The sequence below is a fragment of the Streptomyces sp. NPDC012510 genome (assembly GCF_042955065.1).
Lineage (GTDB): Bacteria > Actinomycetota > Actinomycetes > Streptomycetales > Streptomycetaceae > Streptomyces.
In genome coordinates this window covers 108,805-130,038 of record NZ_JBIBEN010000025.1, presented here as the reverse complement: position 1 = coordinate 130,038, position 21,234 = coordinate 108,805, and the positions used below count along the sequence as shown (strand labels likewise).

The 21,234-nt window shown below is 70.2% G+C and carries 14 protein-coding genes; 12 read left to right on the top strand and 2 right to left on the bottom strand.

Annotation, left to right across the window (positions count from 1 at the left end; all coding sequences use genetic code 11):
• Window positions 1-42: 42 nt before the first annotated feature.
• Complete coding sequence (locus ACFY9I_RS35175; RefSeq protein ID WP_391009231.1) at window positions 43-3,696, bottom strand: LamG-like jellyroll fold domain-containing protein; 3,654 nt, start codon at window positions 3,694-3,696, stop codon at window positions 43-45.
• 488 nt (window positions 3,697-4,184) lie between these two features.
• Between ACFY9I_RS35175 and ACFY9I_RS35170 the strand changes: the two genes are divergently transcribed.
• The 6 genes from ACFY9I_RS35170 to ACFY9I_RS35145 all read left to right on the top strand — a co-directional run bounded on the left by ACFY9I_RS35170 (window position 4,185) and on the right by ACFY9I_RS35145 (window position 12,464).
• Window positions 4,185-5,222, top strand: a complete 1,038-nt coding sequence (locus tag ACFY9I_RS35170; RefSeq protein WP_391009228.1) for a substrate-binding domain-containing protein — start codon at window positions 4,185-4,187, stop codon at window positions 5,220-5,222.
• Window positions 5,223-5,558: 336 nt separating this feature from the next.
• A complete protein-coding gene (locus tag ACFY9I_RS35165) occupies window positions 5,559-6,806 on the top strand; it encodes an extracellular solute-binding protein (protein ID WP_391009225.1) in 1,248 nt (415 codons plus the stop codon).
• A gap of 21 nt (window positions 6,807-6,827) precedes the next feature.
• A complete protein-coding gene (locus ACFY9I_RS35160; RefSeq protein ID WP_391009222.1) occupies window positions 6,828-7,841 on the top strand; it encodes an ABC transporter permease subunit in 1,014 nt (337 codons plus the stop codon).
• A gap of 98 nt (window positions 7,842-7,939) precedes the next feature.
• Window positions 7,940-8,701 carry an ABC transporter permease subunit gene (locus ACFY9I_RS35155; protein ID WP_391009280.1) on the top strand — a complete coding sequence of 254 codons (762 nt, stop codon included), beginning with the start codon at window positions 7,940-7,942 and terminating at the stop codon, window positions 8,699-8,701.
• Window positions 8,702-8,790: 89 nt separating this feature from the next.
• Window positions 8,791-10,527 carry a trehalase family glycosidase gene (locus tag ACFY9I_RS35150; RefSeq protein ID WP_391009219.1) on the top strand — a complete coding sequence of 579 codons (1,737 nt, stop codon included), beginning with the start codon at window positions 8,791-8,793 and terminating at the stop codon, window positions 10,525-10,527.
• 74 nt (window positions 10,528-10,601) lie between these two features.
• Entirely contained in the window at window positions 10,602-12,464 is a 1,863-nt protein-coding gene (locus ACFY9I_RS35145; protein WP_391009216.1) for an RICIN domain-containing protein, read from the top strand.
• 122 nt (window positions 12,465-12,586) lie between these two features.
• Here ACFY9I_RS35145 and ACFY9I_RS35140 read toward each other — a convergent pair whose 3' ends face one another.
• Window positions 12,587-13,693 (bottom strand): pyridoxal-phosphate dependent enzyme, encoded by a 1,107-nt coding sequence (locus ACFY9I_RS35140; protein ID WP_391009213.1) that lies wholly within the window; start codon window positions 13,691-13,693, stop codon window positions 12,587-12,589.
• A gap of 283 nt (window positions 13,694-13,976) precedes the next feature.
• Here ACFY9I_RS35140 and ACFY9I_RS35135 point away from each other — a divergent pair, with 283 nt between their 5' ends.
• From ACFY9I_RS35135 to ACFY9I_RS35110, 6 genes are all read left to right on the top strand, one after another.
• The gene (locus ACFY9I_RS35135; RefSeq protein ID WP_391009210.1) at window positions 13,977-15,197 is read left to right on the top strand and encodes a DUF4190 domain-containing protein; all 1,221 of its coding nucleotides are present in this window, start codon (window positions 13,977-13,979) and stop codon (window positions 15,195-15,197) included.
• A gap of 146 nt (window positions 15,198-15,343) precedes the next feature.
• Window positions 15,344-16,096, top strand: coding sequence for a GntR family transcriptional regulator (locus ACFY9I_RS35130; protein ID WP_391009207.1), 753 nt, complete (start codon window positions 15,344-15,346; stop codon window positions 16,094-16,096).
• Window positions 16,097-16,610: 514 nt separating this feature from the next.
• Complete coding sequence (locus tag ACFY9I_RS35125) at window positions 16,611-16,811, top strand: SPOR domain-containing protein (RefSeq protein ID WP_391009204.1); 201 nt, start codon at window positions 16,611-16,613, stop codon at window positions 16,809-16,811.
• 45 nt (window positions 16,812-16,856) lie between these two features.
• On the top strand, window positions 16,857-17,261 hold the full coding sequence (locus ACFY9I_RS35120; protein WP_391009201.1) for an NUDIX domain-containing protein: 405 nt from the start codon (window positions 16,857-16,859) through the stop codon (window positions 17,259-17,261).
• 401 nt (window positions 17,262-17,662) lie between these two features.
• Window positions 17,663-18,070, top strand: a complete 408-nt coding sequence (locus tag ACFY9I_RS35115; RefSeq protein ID WP_391009198.1) for an ATP-binding protein — start codon at window positions 17,663-17,665, stop codon at window positions 18,068-18,070.
• 317 nt (window positions 18,071-18,387) lie between these two features.
• The gene (locus tag ACFY9I_RS35110; RefSeq protein WP_391009195.1) at window positions 18,388-21,165 is read left to right on the top strand and encodes a SpoIIE family protein phosphatase; all 2,778 of its coding nucleotides are present in this window, start codon (window positions 18,388-18,390) and stop codon (window positions 21,163-21,165) included.
• Window positions 21,166-21,234 lie beyond the last annotated feature (69 nt).

The window sequence follows — 21,234 nt, the reverse complement described above, 5'->3', positions numbered from 1 at the left end:
GTCTTCGTAGGCGTCACCCCGCCGCCGCCGACGCCGCTCACCTCATCGCACCTTCCTCGCGTACGGCGCGACCGTGATCCGGTCGATCAGCGGGGCATGGCGGGAGCGGAGCAGTACGCCGGGGAAGGTGTCCGAGGCGTAGGTGGTGCCGTCGAAGTTGCGCAGTTCCTCGGAGCGGAACGTGAGCGTGTTCTGTCCCTCCTCGAGGTGGACCGGGACGGTCAGCTCCCAGAAGTTGTTCTGGTGGAAGGTGTGCGGGAAGGTGATCCGCCGCGTCTCGCCGCCGTTGACGGTGAGGTCGGCGTGGCGGGCGAGCGGGTCCGGGTTGTAGTGGGTGGCCGGGGACTGTTCGGGGTTGGAGTAGCGGATGCGCAGCGCGTACAGGCCCGCCTTGTCCGCGGCGACGGTGAACGTGGCCGTGTTGCCGTTGCCCGGGGCGCCGCCGATGCCGGTGATCGCGGTGCCGTCCGAGGCCAGGGAGAGCGGGCTGAGGGTGGCCGAGCCGGCGAGGGTGGCGTCCTGTGCCTCGTACGTGCGCGTCTTGAGGGTGCCCTCGGTCGGGGTGACCGTCAGGCGGTCGACGAAGGTGGTGCCTGAACCGCCGGTCACCGTCACCTTGTTGATGCCGCCGGACAGGGAGACCGCGACGCTGTTGCCGCCCTTGTCCAGGCGCAGGACGTTCTGGCCGTTGACGGCGACGCGGGCGTCCGAACCGCCGAGGGTGTCGATCCTGAGGGTGGCCTCGCGGTCGGCGGGGGAGTAGACCCAGAAGGTCGCGGTCCCCTTCTTCCGGAGCCGGGCCGCGCCCGATCCCGTGGCCGCCCGCTTCGGCAGGTCGTAGACGGGCCGTGCCCTGCCGTCCAGCCAGGCGAGTTCGCCCTCATACACCTGTGTGCTCGCCGATGTCTCGGGGAGGGAGAGAGTGAGGCGGTCGACGATGGCGTCGCCCTTGGTGACGCGCTTGCCGTCGGCGCTCTTCGCGGCGAGGGTCAGGGTGTGCTTGCCCTTGGTGAGCTTCACCCGGGTGTCGGTGTGGTCCCAGACCACCCACTTGTAGCCGAGCGGCAGGTGCAGTTCCCGCTCACTGTCCGCCTCGCCGTCCACCCGCAGGAAGACGTTGGTGGGGCCCTGCTCCTTGACCTTGTCGAAGGTGTTGAGGGAGTTGGCGAAGACGCTCAGGTCGTAGGTGCCGTCCTCGGGCACGTCCACGGCGAAGTCGAGGGTGACGTCCGAGCCGGTGCGCAGGCCGCCGACGTCGTAGCCGCCGGAGGTGTAGAACTTCGACACGTCGCGCGGCGAGCCCTCGGGACCGTTCTTGGAGTAGCCGGACCCGGTGTGGGCGGCGTCCTCCGCCTCGTACGAGCTCTGCCAGCGCACCGGCGAGGACTGCGTGGCCTTCGCCTTCCCGGTCGGGCTGAGGACGATCTCGTACGCCGAGGATTCCGTCAGCTTCGGCAGGGCTCCGTCACCGAAGTCGACGACCACCGTGCCGTCGTCCCCGACCCGCAGGTTCGTCTCCGCGAGCAGCTTCGGGCCGGAGGAGTCGCCCACCTGCCCGGTCCACTCGATCTCCCGCACCCAGGCGTGCACGCTCCTTCCGAAGAGTTTCTTCGGAACGCCCGCGAAGGTGATGTGGCCCTTGCCGGTGGAGCCGCCGAAGACCAGCCGGGCCTGCTTCTTCTTCTCGTCGAGGGTGGCGACGCCCTGCATGGTGTAGTTCTCGCCGGGGAACGGCGGGGTCACCTTCACCGTGTGCCCGCTCATCGAGGCGTACGCGTTCAGCAGCCACCACTGCCCGTTGCCGCGGTTGGACTGCACGGCGGAGTCGGAGAGGTTGCCGTCGATGTTCCAGTACGCGATGTCGGCGTCCACCTTGGACTCCTCGATCGCGGACACCCACTGGATCATCTGGCCCGGGACCGAGGTGTGGTAGTTGAAGGCGTACTCGTTGATGTTGACGGGCAGTTGGGTGCCCTCTCGCGAGGTGCCCTCGAACAGGTCCTTCTCCCAGCCCCGGTACTTGGCGACGCTGTCGCGCACCGCCTCCGGGTGGCTCAGCTCGTGCCAGGTGACGACCTCGGGCAGCGTGCCGGCGGCCAGGGCGTGCGACATGAAGCCCTTCACCTGGTCGTGCAGGACACTGGTGTTGGGGCCCGCGATCCTGGCGTCCGGCATCCTGCTCTTGATCAGCTCGTACGCGGAGTCCCAGGCGGCGAAGAAGGCGTCCGGGTCGTCGAGCCAGCTGACCTTGTCGTAGCTCCACCGGCCGGTGCCGAACATGTTGAGCTCGGGCTCGTTGAACGGCACGAAGACGATGTTGTCCTGGTACTCCTCGGGCAGCTGGAGAACCTGGTCGACCTGCTTGGCGATCTTCTCCTCGTAGAGCCTGAGCTTCTCGGCGGGGGAGTCGCCCGGCCACTCGTACGGGAAGCCGCGGTGAATGTCGGTCATGTAGATGTACACATCGCCGTCGGTGGAGTCCGCCAGCGGCTTCACCACCTCCAGCGCGTCGGCACCGGGGTGCTGCGGACCGTCCTGCGCCTTGGTGGAGACCGTGCGCAGACCCATGCCCGCGATGAGGTTGCTGCTGGGGACGTCCGGTCCGTACACGCCGTAGAGCGTGCCGGAGGCACCGCCGTGGAACGCGCCGGTGTCCGAGCCGAGGTCGACGGTGAGCTGCCCCTCGCGGACCACGGTGACCGTCGCCTTGACCTCGCGTCCGGCCGCCGTGCCCGACACCGTGAAGGAACCCGGCTGGGCGTACTTGTCGGACGGCACGGCGTCCCAGGTGATCGGCAGATCGCGGTCGTAGCCGTCGGAGAAGGATGCGCGGACAGCGATGGGGAGGGACGGAGCGGTTTTGGTGGTCGTACGGACTTCGAAGGAGGTTCTCGAGAGATCCTGAACCGTCGGCATGGCCCCGACCGTACCGGCCACCTGCTCGGCGGTGAGCGCGGAGTGCCACACGGTGAAGTCGTCGATCGCGCCCTTGAACAGCGGGTCCGGCCAGAAGGACTTGCCTATGTAGCCGGCGGCCGTGGCCGAGCCGTCCAGCAGTTCCCTGGCCTTGACGGTCGTCGCGGCGGAGGAGACCGCCACGCCGTCGAGGTAGGTGGTGAGCCGCCCGGCGACGGTGTCGAGGGTGACGGTGACCGTCCGCCACTCGTCCGCGGGGAGCGCCGCATAGCCGCGGACCTGGGCCTCCGCCCCGCCTCCGCCGGTGGTCACGGAGGTCTGGAACAGCCCGCCGCCGTTGTACGGGGTGCTGAAGAGGTACTTGGTGGTGTTGGTGCCCAGATCGAAGATCCGCTGCCAGGACGACTTGTCGCCGCCCCACTTCACGCGGGCGGACACCGTCAGGTCGGTCGCATCGCCGATCACTTCGCGGGGCAGGCGGACGTACGCGCCGTCGGAGGTGGGCGCCCCGCCGGGCAGGGCGAGTGCCTTGCCGCCGTTCGTGCCCTCGACGGACCGGGCGGTGGAGCCGTTCACCAGGCTCGCCGTCAGACCGTTGCCCGAAGCGTCGATGATCTTCCCGGAGGCGAGGTCGTCCTCGTCGAAGGTGTAGCGGACGGTGGGCTGGGGCGCGTCGGCCGCCTGGGCGGGGACGGTCGGCGTGACCAGTACGCCGGCGCCGAGGGCCAGGGCCACGGCGGCCGGGGCCCGGCGCCTTGCCGATCTTTCAGCGGATGGCATGGAGTGCGTCCTCAATCCTTTGCGTACGGTCCCGGTCGCCCCGCCCCGGCCGGATGCTCGTCCGCATGCCGTTACCGACGAGGAGGCTCCGAGTTGACGTGCTGTCGAATCGGTTCGATCACATGAACCCCGAAGGTGCGGGGCTTGTCCAGGTGGCAGTGGCGGCGCTCCGCCCGGCAAGGGCTGTGGGCGAGCGAGCCCCCGGTCGCCGGAAGGGCACGTCATCGAACCGGTTCGCAGGAAGCTAGCACCGAGCAAATCGCCCAGCAATACCTCTGCCACAAGTGAAGTCCCGAATTCGCCGGATTCCGCTGCTCTCGCGGAAGGGTCGTCGCGGGTGTTGACAGCCGTCCGTCTTGTTCCTACCTTCACTTCACGCGAACCGGTTCGACCATCCGGGGCCGCTCTCTCCTCACAAACCAGTACCCACACGAGTCGGACGTCCGGTCCCGATGGGAACGTCGAACCGGTTCGAGCAAGGAGCTTCCGTGAACATCGGTGAGATCGCCCGCAGGGCCGGTGTCTCGCGGAGCACCGTGTCCTACGCGCTGAGCGGCAAGCGCCCGGTCGCGGACGCCACCCGCCGGAAGATCCAGGAGGTCATCGACGAGTTGGGCTACCGCCCGAACGCCAGTGCCCGCGCCCTGGCCAACGGCCGGACCAGCACGATCGGCCTGGTGTTTCCACCGGCCGGCAGCCACTACACGGGTATGCAACTGGATTTCATCGGCAGCGTGGTGGAGGCCGCGGCGGCGCACGACTACGACGTGCTGCTGTCTCCCAGCGGCGTGGACAGCGACCGTTCCTTCCAGCGGCTGCTGGGGGAGCGGCGTGTCGACGGGGCGATCCTGATGGAGATCAGGCTGGCGGACGACCGGGTCGATCACCTGGCCGAGCTGGACTTCCCCTCCGTCGCCATCGGCCGCACCGCCCGCCCTGAGCGCGGCTGGTGGGTGGGTCTGGACCACACCGCGCTGGTGACGGCGTGCGTCCACCACCTGGCGGACCTCGGCCACCGCCGGGTCGCCTTCGTCAACCGTCCCGGGCAACTGCTGCGGGCCGGGTACGAGTCGGCGCACCGGGGCCTGGACGGTTTCACCAAGGCCGCGGCCGAGCGAGGGCTGACCGTGCGGACGTACTGCTGCGGTGACGACGCGGCCTCGGGGCAAGCGTGCCTGGAGCGGATCCTGTGGGACGACCCGGCGACCACGGGTTTGGTCACGCTGAACGAGGCCGCGCTCGGCGGTCTCTACCGGGGGCTCGCCCAGGCGGGCCGCCATGTGCCGCGCGACTTCTCCGTCACCGGGGTGGTGGCCGGCCGGTGGGCGGAGACGGTGACCCCGCAGCTCACCGCGGCGGACGTACCGGCGGAGGAGATGGGCCGTCTCGCCGTCGACCTTCTCGTCGAGCGACTCGACGACCCCGACGCGTCGGCCCGGAACCACCTCCTCGCGCCACCGATCTCTCTGCGGGCCAGCACCGGAGCTGTCTTCGCACCTCATGAGTCCCAGGCCCCGGCCGTCTGACTCCGCCGCACTCCCGACCACGACCCGGGGGCGCACCGCCCACCAGGCCCCCACGCGCTCACCCGCCCGCCAGGACCGGCGCGCGCCCACCCAGGAAACCGCGGGCGCACCCCGCCCCCTACGCCCCACGCCCCACGAGCCACTACGCCCCACGAGCCACTACGCCCCACGAGCCACTCCGTCCCAGCGCTCCGAGCACCCGATTCCTCACCGACGCCGTTCGGCGTGCTCGTCTCTCCTCGCCCCGTCCCTCCCCGCCCCGTCCCTCCCCGCCCCTCTCTCCTCGCCCGTCACTCCTCTCACGGCACACCCGTGCCAAGAAACGAAGGACCTGCCATGTACAGCACCTCCAGACAACGCCGTCTGACCGCCGCGGCCCTGACCGCCCTGGCCGTGGCCGTCAGCGCCACCGCCTGCTCCTCCGGCTCCGGCGGCTCCGGATCGAAGGACGCCGCCGGCGGCACGTACACCGTCTGGGACCCGTATCCGCAGTTCGCCAAGGACTCGGACTGGGCGAAGCTGCTGGACCAGTGCGGCGGCAAGGCGGGTGTGAAGATCAAGCGGACCGCTTTCGACACCAGCGATCTGGCCAACAAGACGCTGCTGGCGGCGCAGCAGGGCAACTCCCCGGACGTCCTCATCGTCGACAACCCGGTCGTGTCGACCCTCGCCGAGGCGGGCGTGCTCACCACGACCGACGACAACAAGCTGGACACCTCCAAGGCGGACCCGAACCTGCTCGCGGCGGGCCAGTCGGGCGGCAAGACCTACGGCACACCGATCGGTGCCAACACTCTGGCCCTCTACTACAACAAGGAGGTGCTGAAGGAGGCCGGCGTCGACATCGCCTCGGTCAAGGACTGGAAGTCGCTGACGGCGGCGCTGGCGAAGGTCAAGAAGGCCGGCAAGAAGGGCATCACCTTCTCGGCGATCGGTACGGAGGAGGGCAGCTTCCAGTTCCTGCCCTGGTTCTGGGGCTCGGGCGCGCAGCTCACGGCACTCGACTCCGAGCAGGCCGTCTCCGCGCTCTCCCTCTGGAAGGACTGGCTGAAGAAGGGCTACGCCCCCAACTCGGTCATCAACAACACCCAGACCACCAGCTGGCAGGAGTTCGCCAGCGGCGACTACGCCTTCTCCGAGAACGGCACCTGGCAGCTCGCGAACGCCGAGAAGGCCGGCTTCGACTACGGGGTCATCCCCGTCCCGGCCGCCACGGGCGGCAACGCGGCGGCCCCGACCGGTGGTGAGTTCGTGACGATCCCGGTCCAGAAGGACGCCGGCCGCTACGCCACCTCGCAGAAGCTGGTCACCTGCCTGACCAGCACCGACAACCTCTACAACACCGACACCACGCTGTCCTACGTCGCGCCCACCAGCGAGGTGCAGGACAAGCAGGTGGCGGCGAACGCCGAGCTGAAGCCGTGGGTGGACGCGGTCAAGGCGGCCAAGGGCCGTACCAGCGACGACCTGGGCACCAAGTACCCGAAGATCTCCGAGCAGTTGTGGAAGGCCGTCCAGTCCGCGCTCAGTGGCGCCGAGTCGCCGAAGGACGCGCTGGCCAAGGCCCAGTCGTCCGTCAAGTAACCAGGGATGCGCGGTCTGCCGATGAACGACACGAAACGGTTCTCCGGCCGCCGGTCCGCACACGACCGGAGCGGGGCGGCGGTCACCGCCGCCCCGGGCCGGGCCCCAATGCGAGAACGGCGCCGTCAGGCCTCCCCGCCGGGGGTCCCCCCGGGCGGAGCCCGGGGGAGGGCCGCCTGGGCCTTCCTCGCCCCGGTGACCTGCTACCTCGTCCTCTTCTACGCCTATCCCCTCTACCGCAACCTCGACCTGAGCCTGCGCGACTACACCGTCCGCTCCTTCGTCCAGGGCGACGCGCCGTTCACGGGCCTGGCGAACTACCAGAAGGTCTTCGACGACCCGACCTTCGCGCCCGCCCTGCTGCACACCGTCGTCTTCACCGCCGTGTGCCTGGTCTTCCAGTACGCCATCGGGCTCGCCCTCGCGGTCTTCTTCCACCAGAACTTCCGGCTCTCGGCCACGCTGCGCGCCCTGTTCCTGGTCCCGTGGCTGCTGCCGCTGATCGTGTCGGCGTCCACCTGGTCGTGGATGCTCAACAGCGACTCCGGTGTCGTCAACGCGCTCCTGCACGCCGTCGGCATCGGGCCGGTGAACTGGCTGACCTCGCCGTCCTGGTCGCTGACCTCGGTGATCATCGCCAATGTCTGGATCGGTGTCCCCTTCAACCTGGTCGTGCTCTACAGCGGGCTGCAGTCCATCCCCGGCTCGCTGTACGAGGCCGCGGCTCTCGACGGGGCCAACGCCTGGCAGCGCTTCTGGCGCATCACCTTCCCCCTGCTGCGACCGGTCTCCGCCATCACGCTGCTGCTGGGCCTCGTCTACACCCTCAAGGTCTTCGACATCATCTGGATTATGACCAAGGGCGGCCCGGCGGACTCGTCCACCACCTTCGCCACCTGGTCCTACCAGCTCGGCTTCGGCAACCTCCTGCCCGCCTTCGGCCCGGGCGCGGCCGTCGGCAACCTGCTCGTGATCGCCGCCCTGGTGTTCGGCCTGATCTACGTCCGAGTCCAGCGAAAGCAGGCACTCTCATGAAAACAGGCGCTGTCGGGAAAACGAGCGCTGGCAGGCAGTCAGGCGCTGCCGGGAGGACAGGCTGGAAGACGGCCCTCGGCCTAGTGCTGACCGGGATCATGCTCTTCCCGGTCTACTGGATGCTCAACGTGTCCCTCACCCCCGAGCAGGACATGCGCAAGAGCCCACCGGACCTGTTCCCGACCCACGGCACCCTGACCGGCTACCGCACCGTCCTCGACGAACAACTGCCCTACCTCGGCACCAGCCTCGTCGTCGCCCTGGGCACCGTCGTGCTGACCGTGGCCCTGGCCGCGCCCGCCGGCTACGCCCTGGCCAAGCTGCGCCCACGCGGCGGCGGCCTGCTGAGCTTCGTCCTGCTGGCCGCCCAGATGATCCCCGGGATCATCATGGCGATGGGCTTCTACGCCATCTACCTCCAGCTCGGCCTGCTCCAGTCCGTCCCCGGCCTGATCGTCGCCGACTCCACCCTGGCCGTCCCCTTCGCGGTGCTGATCTTCACCGCGTTCATGTCCGGCATCCCCGGCGAACTGCTCCAGGCCGCGCAGATGGATGGAGCGAGGGCGCTGCGGACCTTCTGGTCGATCGTCCTGCCGATGAGCCGCAACTCGATCGTCACGGTCTCGTTGTTCGCGTTCCTGTGGTCGTGGTCCGACTTCGTCTTCGCCAACACCCTGGTCAACGGCGGCACCCACGAGCCGATCACCCTCGGCATCTACCACTACATCGGCAACAACAACCAGGAGTGGAACGCCATCATGGCCACCGCCGTCGTCGCGTCACTGCCCACCGCGGTCATCCTCGTCCTCGCCCAGCGCTATGTGGCGGCAGGTGTCACCACCGGCGCCGTCAAGGACTGAGTTCCCCCGACGTTCCCCCGACCCGCCACGACGACCGGCGCTCCCCGCGCCGGTCGGCCGCTCCCTGCTCCAGAAACGAGTCACGCCACATGACCGCCGCACCGTCCGGCCCGGCCTTCTCCGTACACGACATCCCGTTCAGCGTGTCCGGATCCTGGTTCGACATCTCGCCCGTGGTGGCGGAGAAGACGTACGCCGAGGACCTCCACCTCGTCTCGCACCAGAACGGCATGCACGGCGTCCTGCGTCTGGTGCCCTTGGACCCGGAGAGAGGCGAGCGGGCCGAGACCCGTGTCGAGGCGACACCGGGCCTGCTCGCCTGGACCGGCCGGCAGGGACGCGTCGAACTCACCTACGAGTCGCCGGACACCGTACGCCTGCGGGGCAGCGGCCTGGACTTCGGCGTCCTCGCCGCCGCGCGGACCCTGACCCCGTTCAGCGGGACGTACTTCTTCCACGACCCGGCGGCGAACGCGCACGTGTTCACCTCGTACGAGACCGGCCGCCGTTACCGCGTCACCGTGTTGTCCGGCGCGCTCGCCGGCACAGCCGGAGCCCAGGCCCTGGGCAGTGGCGACCGCGGTGTCACCGTGACCGCGCAGGCGGACGGCCGCTGGGAGCTCGCGATCGAGGAGTTCGACGCCGCCCGTCCGCCTTATGTGTCCTCGGCGCCCTTCGACGACATCGTGGCGGCGGCCCAGGGAGCCTTCGCGGACTTCGTCAACGCCGTGGCCCCCTGGCGCTCGGACGCCACCCCGGCCGCCGAACTCGCCGTCTACGTCGTCTGGTCGGCGACCGTGGCGGCGAAGGGCCTGGTCACCCGGCCCGCGGTACTGATGTCCAAGCACTGGATGGACAAGGTCTGGAGCTGGGACCACTGCTTCAACGCCCTGGCCCTGGCCCCCGGGGCCCCCGCTCTGGCCTGGGACCAGTTCTCGCTGCCCTTCGACCACCAGGACGAGAGCGGCGCCCTGCCGGACTCGGTGACCCACTCCGAAGTCCTCTACAACTTCGTCAAGCCCCCTATCCACGGCTGGGCTCTGGGCCATCTGCGCAAGCGCCTGGCAGAACCCCTCGACCGGGCCGAACTCACCAAGGTCTACCGCAGGCTGGAACGCTGGACGGACTTCTGGCTCACCGCGCGACGCGCACCCGGCGCCGCGCTGTCCCACTACCAGCACGGCAACGACAGCGGCTGGGACAACGCCACCACCTTCGACCCCGCACGCGTCGTCGTCACCGCCGACCTGGCCGCCTTCCTCACCCTCCAACTGCACGAACTCGCCCGACTGGCCGGCGAACTGGACCTGTCCGACGAGGCCCGGCGCTGGTCCCTTACCGCCGAGGACACCCAGGCCGCGCTGCTCGACGAGCTCTGGACGGGAGAGCGGTTCGTCGCCCGCGGAGCCGACACCGGGGAGACCTGGAGCAGCGCCAGCCTCCTCGACCTGATGCCCATCGCACTGGGCGAGCACCTGCCCGGCGATGTCAGCAGCGCGCTGGCCGACCAGATCAAGGCCCATCTGACGCCGTACGGACTGGCCACCGAACAGCCCACCTCCCCCCACTACCTGGCCGACGGCTACTGGCGCGGCCCCATCTGGGCCCCCGCCACCATCCTCATCGAGGACGGACTGCGCCGCGCCGGACACCACCGCCTCGCCGACGACATCAGCACCCGCTTCCGCGCCCTGTGCGAAACCCACGGCTTCGCCGAGAACTTCGACGCCCTCACCGGCACCGGCCTGCGCGACCGCGCCTACACCTGGACCGCCGCCGCCTACCTCCTCCTCGCCGAAGCACACGCACACCGAGACAGCCGCTGACCGGCAGCCTCCCCACAACCCCGGGACCGCTCACGCCCCGGTTCTTTCCCTCCCCTCCCTCCTGGAGCCGCACAATGAAGTCGCTCACCACCCCCGCAGGACCTGCAACCCGTACCAGACGCCGATCAGCCGCGTCCGCGGCCGTCCTCCTCGCCACCCTGGGCGCGACCCTGGTGCCCGCCGCTTCGTCACAAGCCGCGGACACCACTGTCGCCGTCGACTTCTCCACCGCCGGGGGCGCTCCCACCTACCGGGCCTCGGGCACCATCTACGGCATGTCCGAGAACGGTTCGCTGCCGCAGGAGCACTTCTACAAGGACATCAAGTGGAAGTTCATGCGGGCCGGGGGCGCCCAGCTCGACAACCCCGGCGGCTGGGTCGTCGGCAAGTACGACCGCCGGTGGAACTCCACCCGCGCCCAGTACCAGCGCACCAAGGCGCTGGGCGCGACCTTCGTCATCCTGCCGCACGACCTGTGGGGCTCGGACGGGACCGGCAGCAGCAGCCCCACGTTCCCCGGTGACAACGGCGACTGGTCCAGCTTCGACGCCTTCTACGACCGTCTGCTCGCCGACGCGAAGGCGGCCGGCATGACCGACATCCAGTGGGACATCTGGAACGAACCCGACTGGCATCCCTTCTGGGACCGGCCGCAGGCCCAGTACCTGGAGATGTGGAAGCGCGCCTACCAGCGGATCCACGCAGTCTTCCCGAACGCGGTGATCGTCGGCCCCAGCACCGCCGGCAAGCCCTCGTCAACCGGCTCGTCCTGGTGGAACACGTACCTGGACTACGTCAAGGCCAACAACGTCGAGCCGGACATCTACAGCTGGCACGACCTGCCCGGCGACCCGGTCGTCGACTCGGACGCCGTCCGGTCGAAGCTGGCCGCCCGGTCGATGACCACAAACCGCCCGTTCCAGGTCAACGAGTACGAGAGCTCCACCGAGCAGAACCCGGGCCGGGGCGGCTGGTACATCTCCCGCCTGGAGCGGGCCGGGGCCGACGGTCTGCGGGCCAACTGGGCGTCCGCGAACAACCTGCACGACTTCCAGGCGAAGCTGCTCACCAAGAACAGCGCCGGCCAGTACCTGCCGCTGGGCGAGTGGTTCCTGTACCGGTACTACGGCTCGCAGACCGGGAACATCGTGAACGTCACGCCCGGTACGAACACCGACGCTCTGGCGACGAAGGACAACACGGCTCGCAACGCGAAGATTTTGCTGGGCAGCAACGGCAACACCGGGAACATCACCGTCAGCCTCAACCGCCTCGACACCACCTCGCTGGTGGAGAACAGCCGGGTCCGCGCCATAGTCCAGCGCATACCGAACAACAACGGCGGAGCGGTGACGGGTCCCGTGACGGTCTCCGACCAGACCCTGACCGTGAGCGGCAACTCGGCCTCGGTGAGCGTGCCGTGGACCAATGCCACTGACGGCTACACGGTCACCCTGCTCCCGCCGTCGAACACCACGATCTCCACGGTCGCCGTCGCCCAGCACAGCGGTCAGTGCCTGGACGACACCAACCGCTCCACCGCCAACGGCACGCAGTACCAGCAGTACTACTGCGAGGGCGGCTACCAGCAGATGCTCGACCTCAAGCCGGTGGCGGGCAAGGCGGACACGTACACGATCGTCAACGAGCACAGCGGCAAGTGCCTGGACGTCGCCAACGCCTCCACCGCCGACGGGGCCGCGGTCATCCAGTACACGTGCAACGGCGGCACCAACCAGCAGTTCACGCTCCGTCCGGTCACCGCGCTCGGCAACAGCCACGACTACCAGCTCGTCGCCGTCCACAGCGGCAAGTGCGTCGACGTCAGCACCATCTCCACCGCACCCGGCGCCCTCGTCCACCAGTGGCCGTGCGACGCGGCGAGCGCCCTGACCACCAAGAAGAACCAGATCTGGAGGCTCGGCGGCAAGGACTGAGCGACCGTACCGCCGCTCAGCGGAGTCGAAGTCCCACTCGTGCGGTGACCGGGCATGCCCGGTCACCGCACGAGTGCGCTCCCGCCAGGCCGCGGTTCTCAGCCGTCGGGGCGCTCGCTCCGTCAGGGGGCAGCCAAGCCGGTCTTGAGGCCCGCCCCGCACAACGGCACCACCGCCGTACGACCCTCGAGAGCCCCCTCCCGTACGGCCGCCCAGCACGCCACGCCCGTCGACTCGACGTACAGGCCGCGTGAGGCCAGGTCCCTCTGCGCGTGGCGGATCTGGTCCTCCGTCACGGTGAGGAAGGTGCCGCCGGAGGCGCGGACGGCACGGAGGATCTGGCGGGCGCGGGGTGGGCGGGGGATGGCGATGCCCTCGGCGGAGGTGGGGGACAGGGGCGTGACCCCGACGAGGCCGTCCGCGCCCTCGGCCCAGGCGTGGGCCAGGGGGGCGACGGCGGCCGACTGCACGGCGTGGAGGGCGGGGCGGCGGTCGATGAGGCCCGCCGCGTGGAGCTCGGCGACGGCCAGGGCCGCGCCCAACAGCAGCGTGCCGTTGCCGACGGGTACCACGATCACCTCGGGGAGACGGCCGCCCAGGTCCTCCCACAGCTCGTGGACGTAGGTCTTCGTCCCGTGCAGGAAGTAGGGGTTGTAGACGTGCGAGGCGTAGAAGACGCCGTCCGCGTCCGCCGCCTCGCGGGCCGCCCCGGCCGTCGCCTCCCGGTCGCCGTCGACGAGGTGGAGCCGCGCTCCGTGCGCCTCGATCTGCTCCAGCTTCTTGGCCGACGTACGGGCCGGGACGTACACCGTGCAGGGCAGCGCGGCCCTGGCGCAGTACGCGGCGACCGCCGTGCCCGCGTTGCCGCTGCTGTCGGCGACGACCCGCTCGGCGCCGAGCCGCAGGGCAAGCTCGGCGAGGAGCACCGCCCCGCGGTCCTTGAAGGAGAGCGTGGGCATCAGGAAGTCGAGCTTGGCCTGGATGCCGTCCTTGAGCTCGACGAGCGGGGTCCGGCCCTCGCCCAGTGACACCGTCGGCGCCGCCAGGGGGAGGCATTCCGCGTAGCGCCAGAGGGAGTTCACCCGGCCGGCCAGGGACTTGAGCGGTGCCGGGGTGGGCGCGAAGTCCAGGTCCAGGGGGCCACGGCAGGCCGGGCAGCACCAGGCGAGCGAGGCGGCGGGGACGCGCGTGCCGTCCGTCGGGCAGAAGCGATCCGGCAGAGGGGTCATGAGCGAAGGGTAATCGGGGTGGTCAGTGGCGGTACGCAGGGCGAGGGGGGCCGTGTTCCGTCAGGCGGCGCCGACGGGACGGATTCTCCTTCTCCCGCTCGCCCGAGTCCTGCCCCGCCCCGCCCCCTGTCTCGCCGTGACCCGGCCGCCCGCTTACCATGCGCCCAGTCGCACGTCAGTTCCCACACTCCTTTCGGTACGCGCCTCCACGCGTCCCGCCGCCCCCTCGCCCCACCCGCTCGCCCCACCCCTCCGTCCTCCCGCTCGGCGCAAGGAGCACACCGTGGCCACACCTCCGCCCCCCGAGCCTCAGCCACCTCACCGTGCGACCCCGTTCTCGCCGCCGGGACAGCCGCAGCCGCAGCCGCAGCAGCAGCCGTATCTGTATCCGTACCCCGCGACCTCCCAGCCCTGGGGCCACGCCGCTTGGCGGCAGACGTATCCATTGCCACCGTCCTCGCCGCTCAACGGGCTCGCGATCGCCGCGCTCGTGCTCGGGGTGCTGTGCTTCCTGCCGGGCGTCGGGCTGCTGCTGGGGATCGTCGCGCTGGTGCAGATCAGCAAGAGGGGGGAGCGCGGCAAGGGCATGGCGGTGGCCGGGATCGCGCTCTCGACGATCGGCGCGCTGCTGATGACGCTCGTGTTCACCACGGGTGGCGCGCGTGACGTGTGGGACGGCTTCCGCGACGTGTCGAGCGGCGCGGGTGGCACCTTCTCGGTGGACAAGGGCGAGTGCTTCGACTCGCCCCGTGGCTCCCTGGAGGAAGACGTGTACGACGTCGACGTCGTACCGTGCGCGGGTGAGCACGACGCGGAGGTTTTCGCGGTCTTCTCGCTGCCGGAGGGCGAGTACCCGGGCGACGCCGCCGTCTCCGACGCCGCCGACGAGCAGTGCTACGTGCGCTCGGAGACGTACGCGATGGACACCTGGGCTCTCCCGCCCGACGTCGACGTCTACTGGTTCACCCCCACCCGGCAGAGCTGGCGCTACGGCGATCGTGAGGTCATCTGCGTGTTCGGCGACGAGGAGGCCGAGGGCAGCCTGACGGGCTCGCTGCGACAGGACGAGACGACCCTCGACGACGACCAGTTCGCGTTCCTGGAGGGCGAGGCGATCCTCAGGGACGCCTTCGACGGCGTGCCCGACACGGAGTACGTCGAGGACGACCTGACGGCGCACAAGGTGTGGGCCGGGCAGATGGTCCGGGCTCTGGAGCGCCAGACGTCCGCACTTCGCGCGCACGAATGGGGGCACTCCGCCGAGGAGGCGGTCACCGCCTACGTCGAGGCCCTGGACCGGGCGCGCGTGGAGTGGGAGGGGGCGAACAGGGCGAGCGACGCCGATGACTTCAGCGACCACTGGGACAAGTCGTACGGGCTGACCCACGGCCCGAAGGTGGTCACCGCCCGCAAGGCTCTGGGGCTGACCGCCGAGTCGCCGCTGTACGACGGCGAGGGCGGCGGCGACGGCGCGGGGGAGGGCGGCTCCGACGCGCACGTGTGACCGCACCCATAGTGGGGAGAAAGTGCCTGCGTGAGCCCTCACCAGGCACTTGTCATCACATCGAGTGATTCTCTGGCCTTTGCTTGCCCGGCACAACCCACGGTTGCCACGCTGTTGCTGTCTGTACAAGCTGATGGGAGCGGCCAGTGACTTTCGGTGAGCAGCCGGCGTACTTGCGTGTCGCGGGTGATCTCCGCAGGAAGATCGTGAACGGATCGCTGCCGCCGCACACCCGCCTTCCCTCGCAGGCCCGAATCCGCCAGGAGTACGGCGTCTCGGACACGGTCGCGCTGGAGGCCCGCAAGGTTCTCATGGCCGAGGGGCTGGTGGAAGGCCGCTCCGGTTCAGGCACGTATGTGCGAGAGCGGCCCGTGCCGCGCCGGGTGGCCCGTTCCGGGTTCCGGCCCGCCGGAGGGGCGACGCCCTTCCGGCAGGAGCAGGCCGACGTCGCCGCGCGCGGCACCTGGGAGTCGCGCAGCGAGCAGGTCGAGGCCGGCCGGGCGATCGCCGAGCGGCTCGCGATCCAGCCCGATGACCGTGTGATGTGCACCAAGTACACCTTCCGGGACGCGGGGGAGACGATGATGCTCTCGACCTCTTGGGAGCCCCTCGCCGTCACCGGCCGCACACCCGTGATGCTCCCCGAGGAGGGCCCCCTCGGCGGCATGGGCGTCGTCGAGCGCATGGCCGCCATCGACGTCGTGGTGGACAACGTCACCGAGGAGGTCGGTGCCCGTCCCGGCCTCGCCGAGGAACTGTTCGCCCTCGGCGGTGTCCCCGGCCATGTAGTCCTCGTCGTCCAGCGCACGTACTTCGCCTCGGGCCGCCCCGTGGAGACGGCCGACGTGGTGGTGCCGGCGGACCGCTACCGCGTGGCGTATCACCTTCCGGTGAAGTGACCGCCGGGTTCCAGGAGGCTCTGGGTGAGGGCCGGTCGTCCATGGGTGCGGGTGGCGGCCGGTTCAAGTGACTGACGATGTCCACCCATGAGCGGAAGCGGCCGTTCCCTGTGTAGGGGGCGGCGACGCGGGCATGGGCCAAGTTGCCTTTGCCTCAGTGAAGTTGGACCTGTCGGAGCCTCGGGGGCTGTCCGAACGTAGTTCGAATTCGGTCGTTCTTGCGGCCGGGCCGCCATGGCGCCTGGTGGCGGCACGTTTCGCGACATCGGCGCTGGATCGCTGCTCGCCGGTGCGCCGGGGGGCGTGCGGGTAGCGATTGGCGGCGCGTTCGACGGGGTGCGTCCCTCTCGTCTTGGCTGGTTGCGTACCTCTTTGTGAAAAGACGGATTCGCTGCGTAAAGGCAAGGCGTACGCTCGGGCATATGCGGAGTGCGGTTTCCTCAGGTGGCGGGGCGCGGCGACATACGGGAACGGGACCCGGGCGAGCCGGAGCGGGAAGGATCGGTGGGGGGCGATGAACGACGGCGCGATCACTCTTCCCTGGCTCGTCATCAGGCAGGACGACAACGGCAATCGCTATCGGGTCGGCAGGTACGCGACGCGCGCTGAGGCGCAGGAGATCGCCGACAGCCTCGACCATCGCGGCCACAAGCAGCTCTACTGGGTCGAACGCATCGCGCAGAACGGGCAGAACGGTCAGAGTGCGGGCAAGTGAATCACCCTGTTCGGCGCCCGTGCCCCCTCCCGTAGGCTCCCGCGCATGACCGAACCGATCGTGGTGGTGGGGGCCGCCCTGCTGAGTGACGGACGACTGCTCGCCGCGCGCCGTAACGCACCGCCTGAGCTGGCGGGACGCTGGGAGCTGCCCGGCGGCAAGATGGAGCCCGGCGAGTCGCCCGAACAGGCCCTCACGCGTGAGCTGCGCGAGGAGCTGGGGGTCGAGGCCAAGTCCGCGGAGCGGGTGCCCGGTGAGTGGGTGGTGCGTCCGGGCTATGTGCTGCGGGTGTGGATCGCACATCTGCTGTCCGGTGAGCCACGGCCGCTGGAGGACCATGACGAGGTGCGTTGGCTGACCGCGGATGAGGTGTGGGACGTCGACTGGCTGGATCAGGACGTGCCGGCGGTGATGGAGACGGCGCGGATCGCTTGGGGTGACGGGGGCTGAGCGGCCGCGGGGTGGCCGCGCCGCCGGTCGTGGCCGGTTCTCCCGCCCCCGCCGCCCCTACCCGTCCCACCCGCCACCCCTGAGGGCGCTGCCCTCGACCCCGGATGCCCGGGGGTTGGCGCCCTCGGACCCCGGCCGCCCCCTGTCGCGGCGCCCCGCGTCCCGTTCGTCCGCGCCCCGGCCTGGTGTGCGAGTCGTTCGTCGGCTGTGCGTTTCTTGTGGCTGCTCGCACGGTTCCCCGCGCCCCTGATGGGGCGCTGCCCACTCTTTCTGTCGGGGTGTTGCGCCCCCTACGCCGTTCGTGCCACTGTGCGCCCTCATGCGCGGTACTTCGGTAGGGATATCGGGTATGTGCCCATTAACCCCACGAAATCGGACAGGGTCCGCTTCTGGACTGGGAAGTGATCGGCGTGATCGACACCGGAGACGAGTGCGCCGAATGGACCTTTCCGGCGGAGCCCGGGGCGGTGCGTGACGCTCGTGCGGTGGTGCGCGGGCAACTGCGGGCGTGGGGGCTCGACACGCTCGGGGACATCACCACGCTGTTGGTGAGCGAGTTGGTGACCAACGCGCTGCGGCACGCGACGGGGCCCATCGGGGTACGGCTCGTGCGCCCCGCCGACCCCTCGGGTGCTCTCCTGGTCGAGGTCTCCGACCCGTTGCCCGATCCCCCGCGCGAGCGCGCGGCGGATGCCGACGACGAGAGCGGCCGGGGTCTGCAGTTGGTGGCCTGGTCCTCCCGGGCCTGGGGTACCCGCCCCGGGGAAACGGGCAAGACGGTCTGGTTCGAGCTGGCGGTTCCCGGCTGAACCCCCTTGTCGGCGTACGGGGTGAACGACCTGGTGCACGACCGGAGTCCACGGCGTACGGTCCGGGGGAGGGGGCGGCTCCCCGGGGCGCGCGTGCGACCGACTGGTTCAAGCCAGTAGCGCTGGCTGGAGTCTTTGATTCGAGCGGGCACCGCCTGGTTAGAAGACTTGGGAGTATGTTCCGGCCGGTCCAAAAACGATCGGGACCGTGCTGTGATCGTGAACACCGTGTTGCGCGGCGCCGTAGTGCTGGATACTGCGGGCAGCCGCCCCTGGTGACCGAAGCCGGACGCGGTGAGCTGGAGGGGACGGTTCGCGTGAGCGAGATACCAGCGAAGTCCACGGGGTCCACGGGGTCCACGAACCCGTCGGACCGCGCGAGGCCCGAGGCCGCGAGCGGTTCAGGCCTGGGCGGAGCCTCCCGCGACAGGGGGGCCGCACAGGGGGCCGCACGCGACAGGACGGGTGACGCCCCGACGGGCCGGGACCCCGGGGGGCGCGCGCATGCCGGGCCGGAGGGTGCCGCCGTCGAGGCCGTCGCGAGCGTGGGCGTCATGGCCGGTCAGGGGGCCGGTGATGCGATGTGGCAGACCAGCCCGCCAGGATCCATATACGACTACATCAAGGTTGCTTCGTTCTCCATCGGCGCCGACGGACTCGTCGACCAGTGGAGTCTGCGGGCCGAGCAGTTGTTCGGCATATCGGCCGAACGGGCCGTGGGCATGGACCCCATCGAGGCGTTCATCGATCCCGACCGGCGTGCGGAGGGCCAGCGGAAGATGGCCGAGGTCCTGGACGGCCGGGAGTGGACCGGCGTGGTTCCCTTCCGGGTGCCGGGTCCCGAGGGGGTGGAGGGCCTGGCCGAGGTCTATGTGATGCCCACCACCGTGGAAGGTGGCGAACGGGCCGCCGTGTGCATCGTCGTGGACGTCCGCACGCTGCGACGGATAGAGACCGACCTTGCCGCATCGCAGGCCATTTTCGGCCAATCCCCCTTTGGTTTCCTCCTGATAGACACCGATCTTCGGGTGCGGCGGGTCAACCATCGCATCGCCTCCATCTACGGAGGCGACGTCGACGACCACCGCGGCCGGGGCGTCCACGACTATCTGCGGTCCCCGGAGGCCGAGCGGGTCGAGGCGACTCTGCGACGGGTCATGGAGACCGGCGACTCCATCACGGACATGCACATCACGGGCTTCGTGCCCGGCTCCGACGAGCGCCGCCACTGGTCCGTCAATCTCTATCGCGTGCACAGCGGCACCGGCCGCCCCATCGGCATCGCCTGGCTGGGCCTCGACGTCACGGCCCGCCGCGCCGCCGCCCGCGAAGCCGCGGCGGCCCGGCGGAATCTCGCCCTCCTCAACGAGGCCGGTTCACGCATCGGCAACTCCCTCGACCTGGAGACCACCGCCCGCGAACTCCTCGACGTGGTCGTCCCCGGCTTCTGCGACCTCGCCACCGTCGACCTCTACCAGGGCCTCCTGGTGGGCGACGAGACCCCGCCCGGACTCGCCGACGGCAGCGCCGAACTGCGCCGCGTCGCCTTCGCCAGCGCGGTGTCCGACGCGCCCTTCGTCGGCGGACCGGCCCCGGTGCGCGTCGGCGCGGTCCACCACTACCCGTTCAACTCCCCCTGCGCGGACGCCCTGCGCACCGCCCGCCCCCAACAGGTGCCCGAGGAGGGCAACCTGATCCAGACGACACTCGCCGTGCCGATGGTCGCGCACGACACCGTCGTGGGACTCGTGCAGTTCTCGCGCACCAAGGGCAGCGAGCCGTTCGGTGAACGCGACCGAGGGCTGGCGGTCGAGCTCGCCGCCCGCGCCGCCGTCTGTATCGACAACGCGCGCCTGTACCGCCGTGAACACGAACGCGCCCTCATCCTCCAGCGCTCGCTCCTGCCCCCGGGCGACCCCGAGGCCTCCGGTCTCGACATCGCCTGCCGCTATCTGCCCGGCAACGCGGCCACCGAGGTCGGCGGCGACTGGTTCGACGTCATCGAACTCCCCGGCCACCGCACGGCACTCGTCGTCGGCGACGTGATGGGCCGCGGACTCCGGGCAGCGGTGGCCATGGGTGAACTCCGCACGGCCGTTCGTACGTTGGCCCTGTTGGACCTCGAACCCGCCGAAGTGCTCTCCGCCCTCGACGAGATCGCCCGAGGCCTGGGCACCTCCGGTGGCGCACAGTCCGCCTCCCGCACGGCCGCCAGCCGGCCCAGCGACAAGGACCTCTCCGAGGTATACCTCGCCACCTGCGTGTACGCCGTCTACGACTCAGTCACCCGCCGCTGCACCTTCGCCAACGCGGGGCATCTGCCGCCGGTGCTGGTCGAGCCGGGGGAGAGCGCGCTGATGCTCGACGTGCCGCCGGGCATGCCGCTCGGGGTCGGCGGTGAGCCGTTCGAGGAGGTGGAGGTCGAACTGCCCGAAGGGGCACTGCTGGCGCTCTACACGGATGGACTGGTCGAATCCCGCGATCACCCCCTCGACGAGGGTCTCCAGGCGTTCGTCGGCGCGCTCACGGACCCCGCCCAACCGCCGACCGCGCTGCGGGCCGACGAGCCCCGTTCGCTGGAGGACGTCTGCGACCACGTCCTCAACACCCTCGACACGCACCACGGCGAGGACGACATCGCGCTGCTCATGGCACGCGTCCAAGGGCTGCCCGAGGACTCCGTCGGCGACTGGACCCTGCCGCGTGAGCCGCGCAGCGTCGGCCGGGCCCGCGAGCACGCCCGGGGCCGACTGCTGGCCTGGGACCTGGAACCCCTGGTCGACACGGCGGAACTGCTGGTCAGCGAGCTCGTCACCAATGCGCTGCGGTACGGCGAGGGTGAGATACGGCTGCGGCTCCTCCTCGACAGAACGCTGGTCTGCGAGGTCTGGGACGCGGGTCTCGTCCAGCCGCGTCGGCGCCGGGCTCGCGACACCGACGAGGGGGGACGAGGGCTGCAGCTCGTCGGCCTGCTCTCCGCCGCCTGGGGCTCCCGCCGGACGCCACGCGGCAAGACGGTGTGGTTCGAACTGCCGCTGCCCGGCGGGGAGAACGGCCTGACCGATCCGGCGGAGGCATTGCTGAGCCTGTTCTAGGGCGCGGCGGCCCTCGTACGGCTCCGGTTCCCTGCGGTTTGGGGCTGCGGCTCTCCGGTGGGGCCGGCG

Bases quoted from the DNA above. Each gene is read 5' to 3' on its own strand.
- ACFY9I_RS35120 (WP_391009201.1), top strand. From the start codon at position 16,857: ATGACCGAACCGATCGTGGTGGTGGGGGCCGCCCTGCTGAGTGACGGA.
- ACFY9I_RS35160 (WP_391009222.1), top strand. From the start codon at position 6,828: ATGAACGACACGAAACGGTTCTCCGGCCGCCGGTCCGCACACGACCGG.
- ACFY9I_RS35150 (WP_391009219.1), top strand. From the start codon at position 8,791: ATGACCGCCGCACCGTCCGGCCCGGCCTTCTCCGTACACGACATCCCG.
- ACFY9I_RS35155 (WP_391009280.1), top strand. From the start codon at position 7,940: ATGCTCTTCCCGGTCTACTGGATGCTCAACGTGTCCCTCACCCCCGAG.
- ACFY9I_RS35145 (WP_391009216.1), top strand. From the start codon at position 10,602: ATGAAGTCGCTCACCACCCCCGCAGGACCTGCAACCCGTACCAGACGC.
- ACFY9I_RS35165 (WP_391009225.1), top strand. From the start codon at position 5,559: ATGTACAGCACCTCCAGACAACGCCGTCTGACCGCCGCGGCCCTGACC.
- ACFY9I_RS35140 (WP_391009213.1), bottom strand. From the start codon at position 13,693: ATGACCCCTCTGCCGGATCGCTTCTGCCCGACGGACGGCACGCGCGTC.
- ACFY9I_RS35175 (WP_391009231.1), bottom strand. From the start codon at position 3,696: ATGCCATCCGCTGAAAGATCGGCAAGGCGCCGGGCCCCGGCCGCCGTG.
- ACFY9I_RS35125 (WP_391009204.1), top strand. From the start codon at position 16,611: ATGAACGACGGCGCGATCACTCTTCCCTGGCTCGTCATCAGGCAGGAC.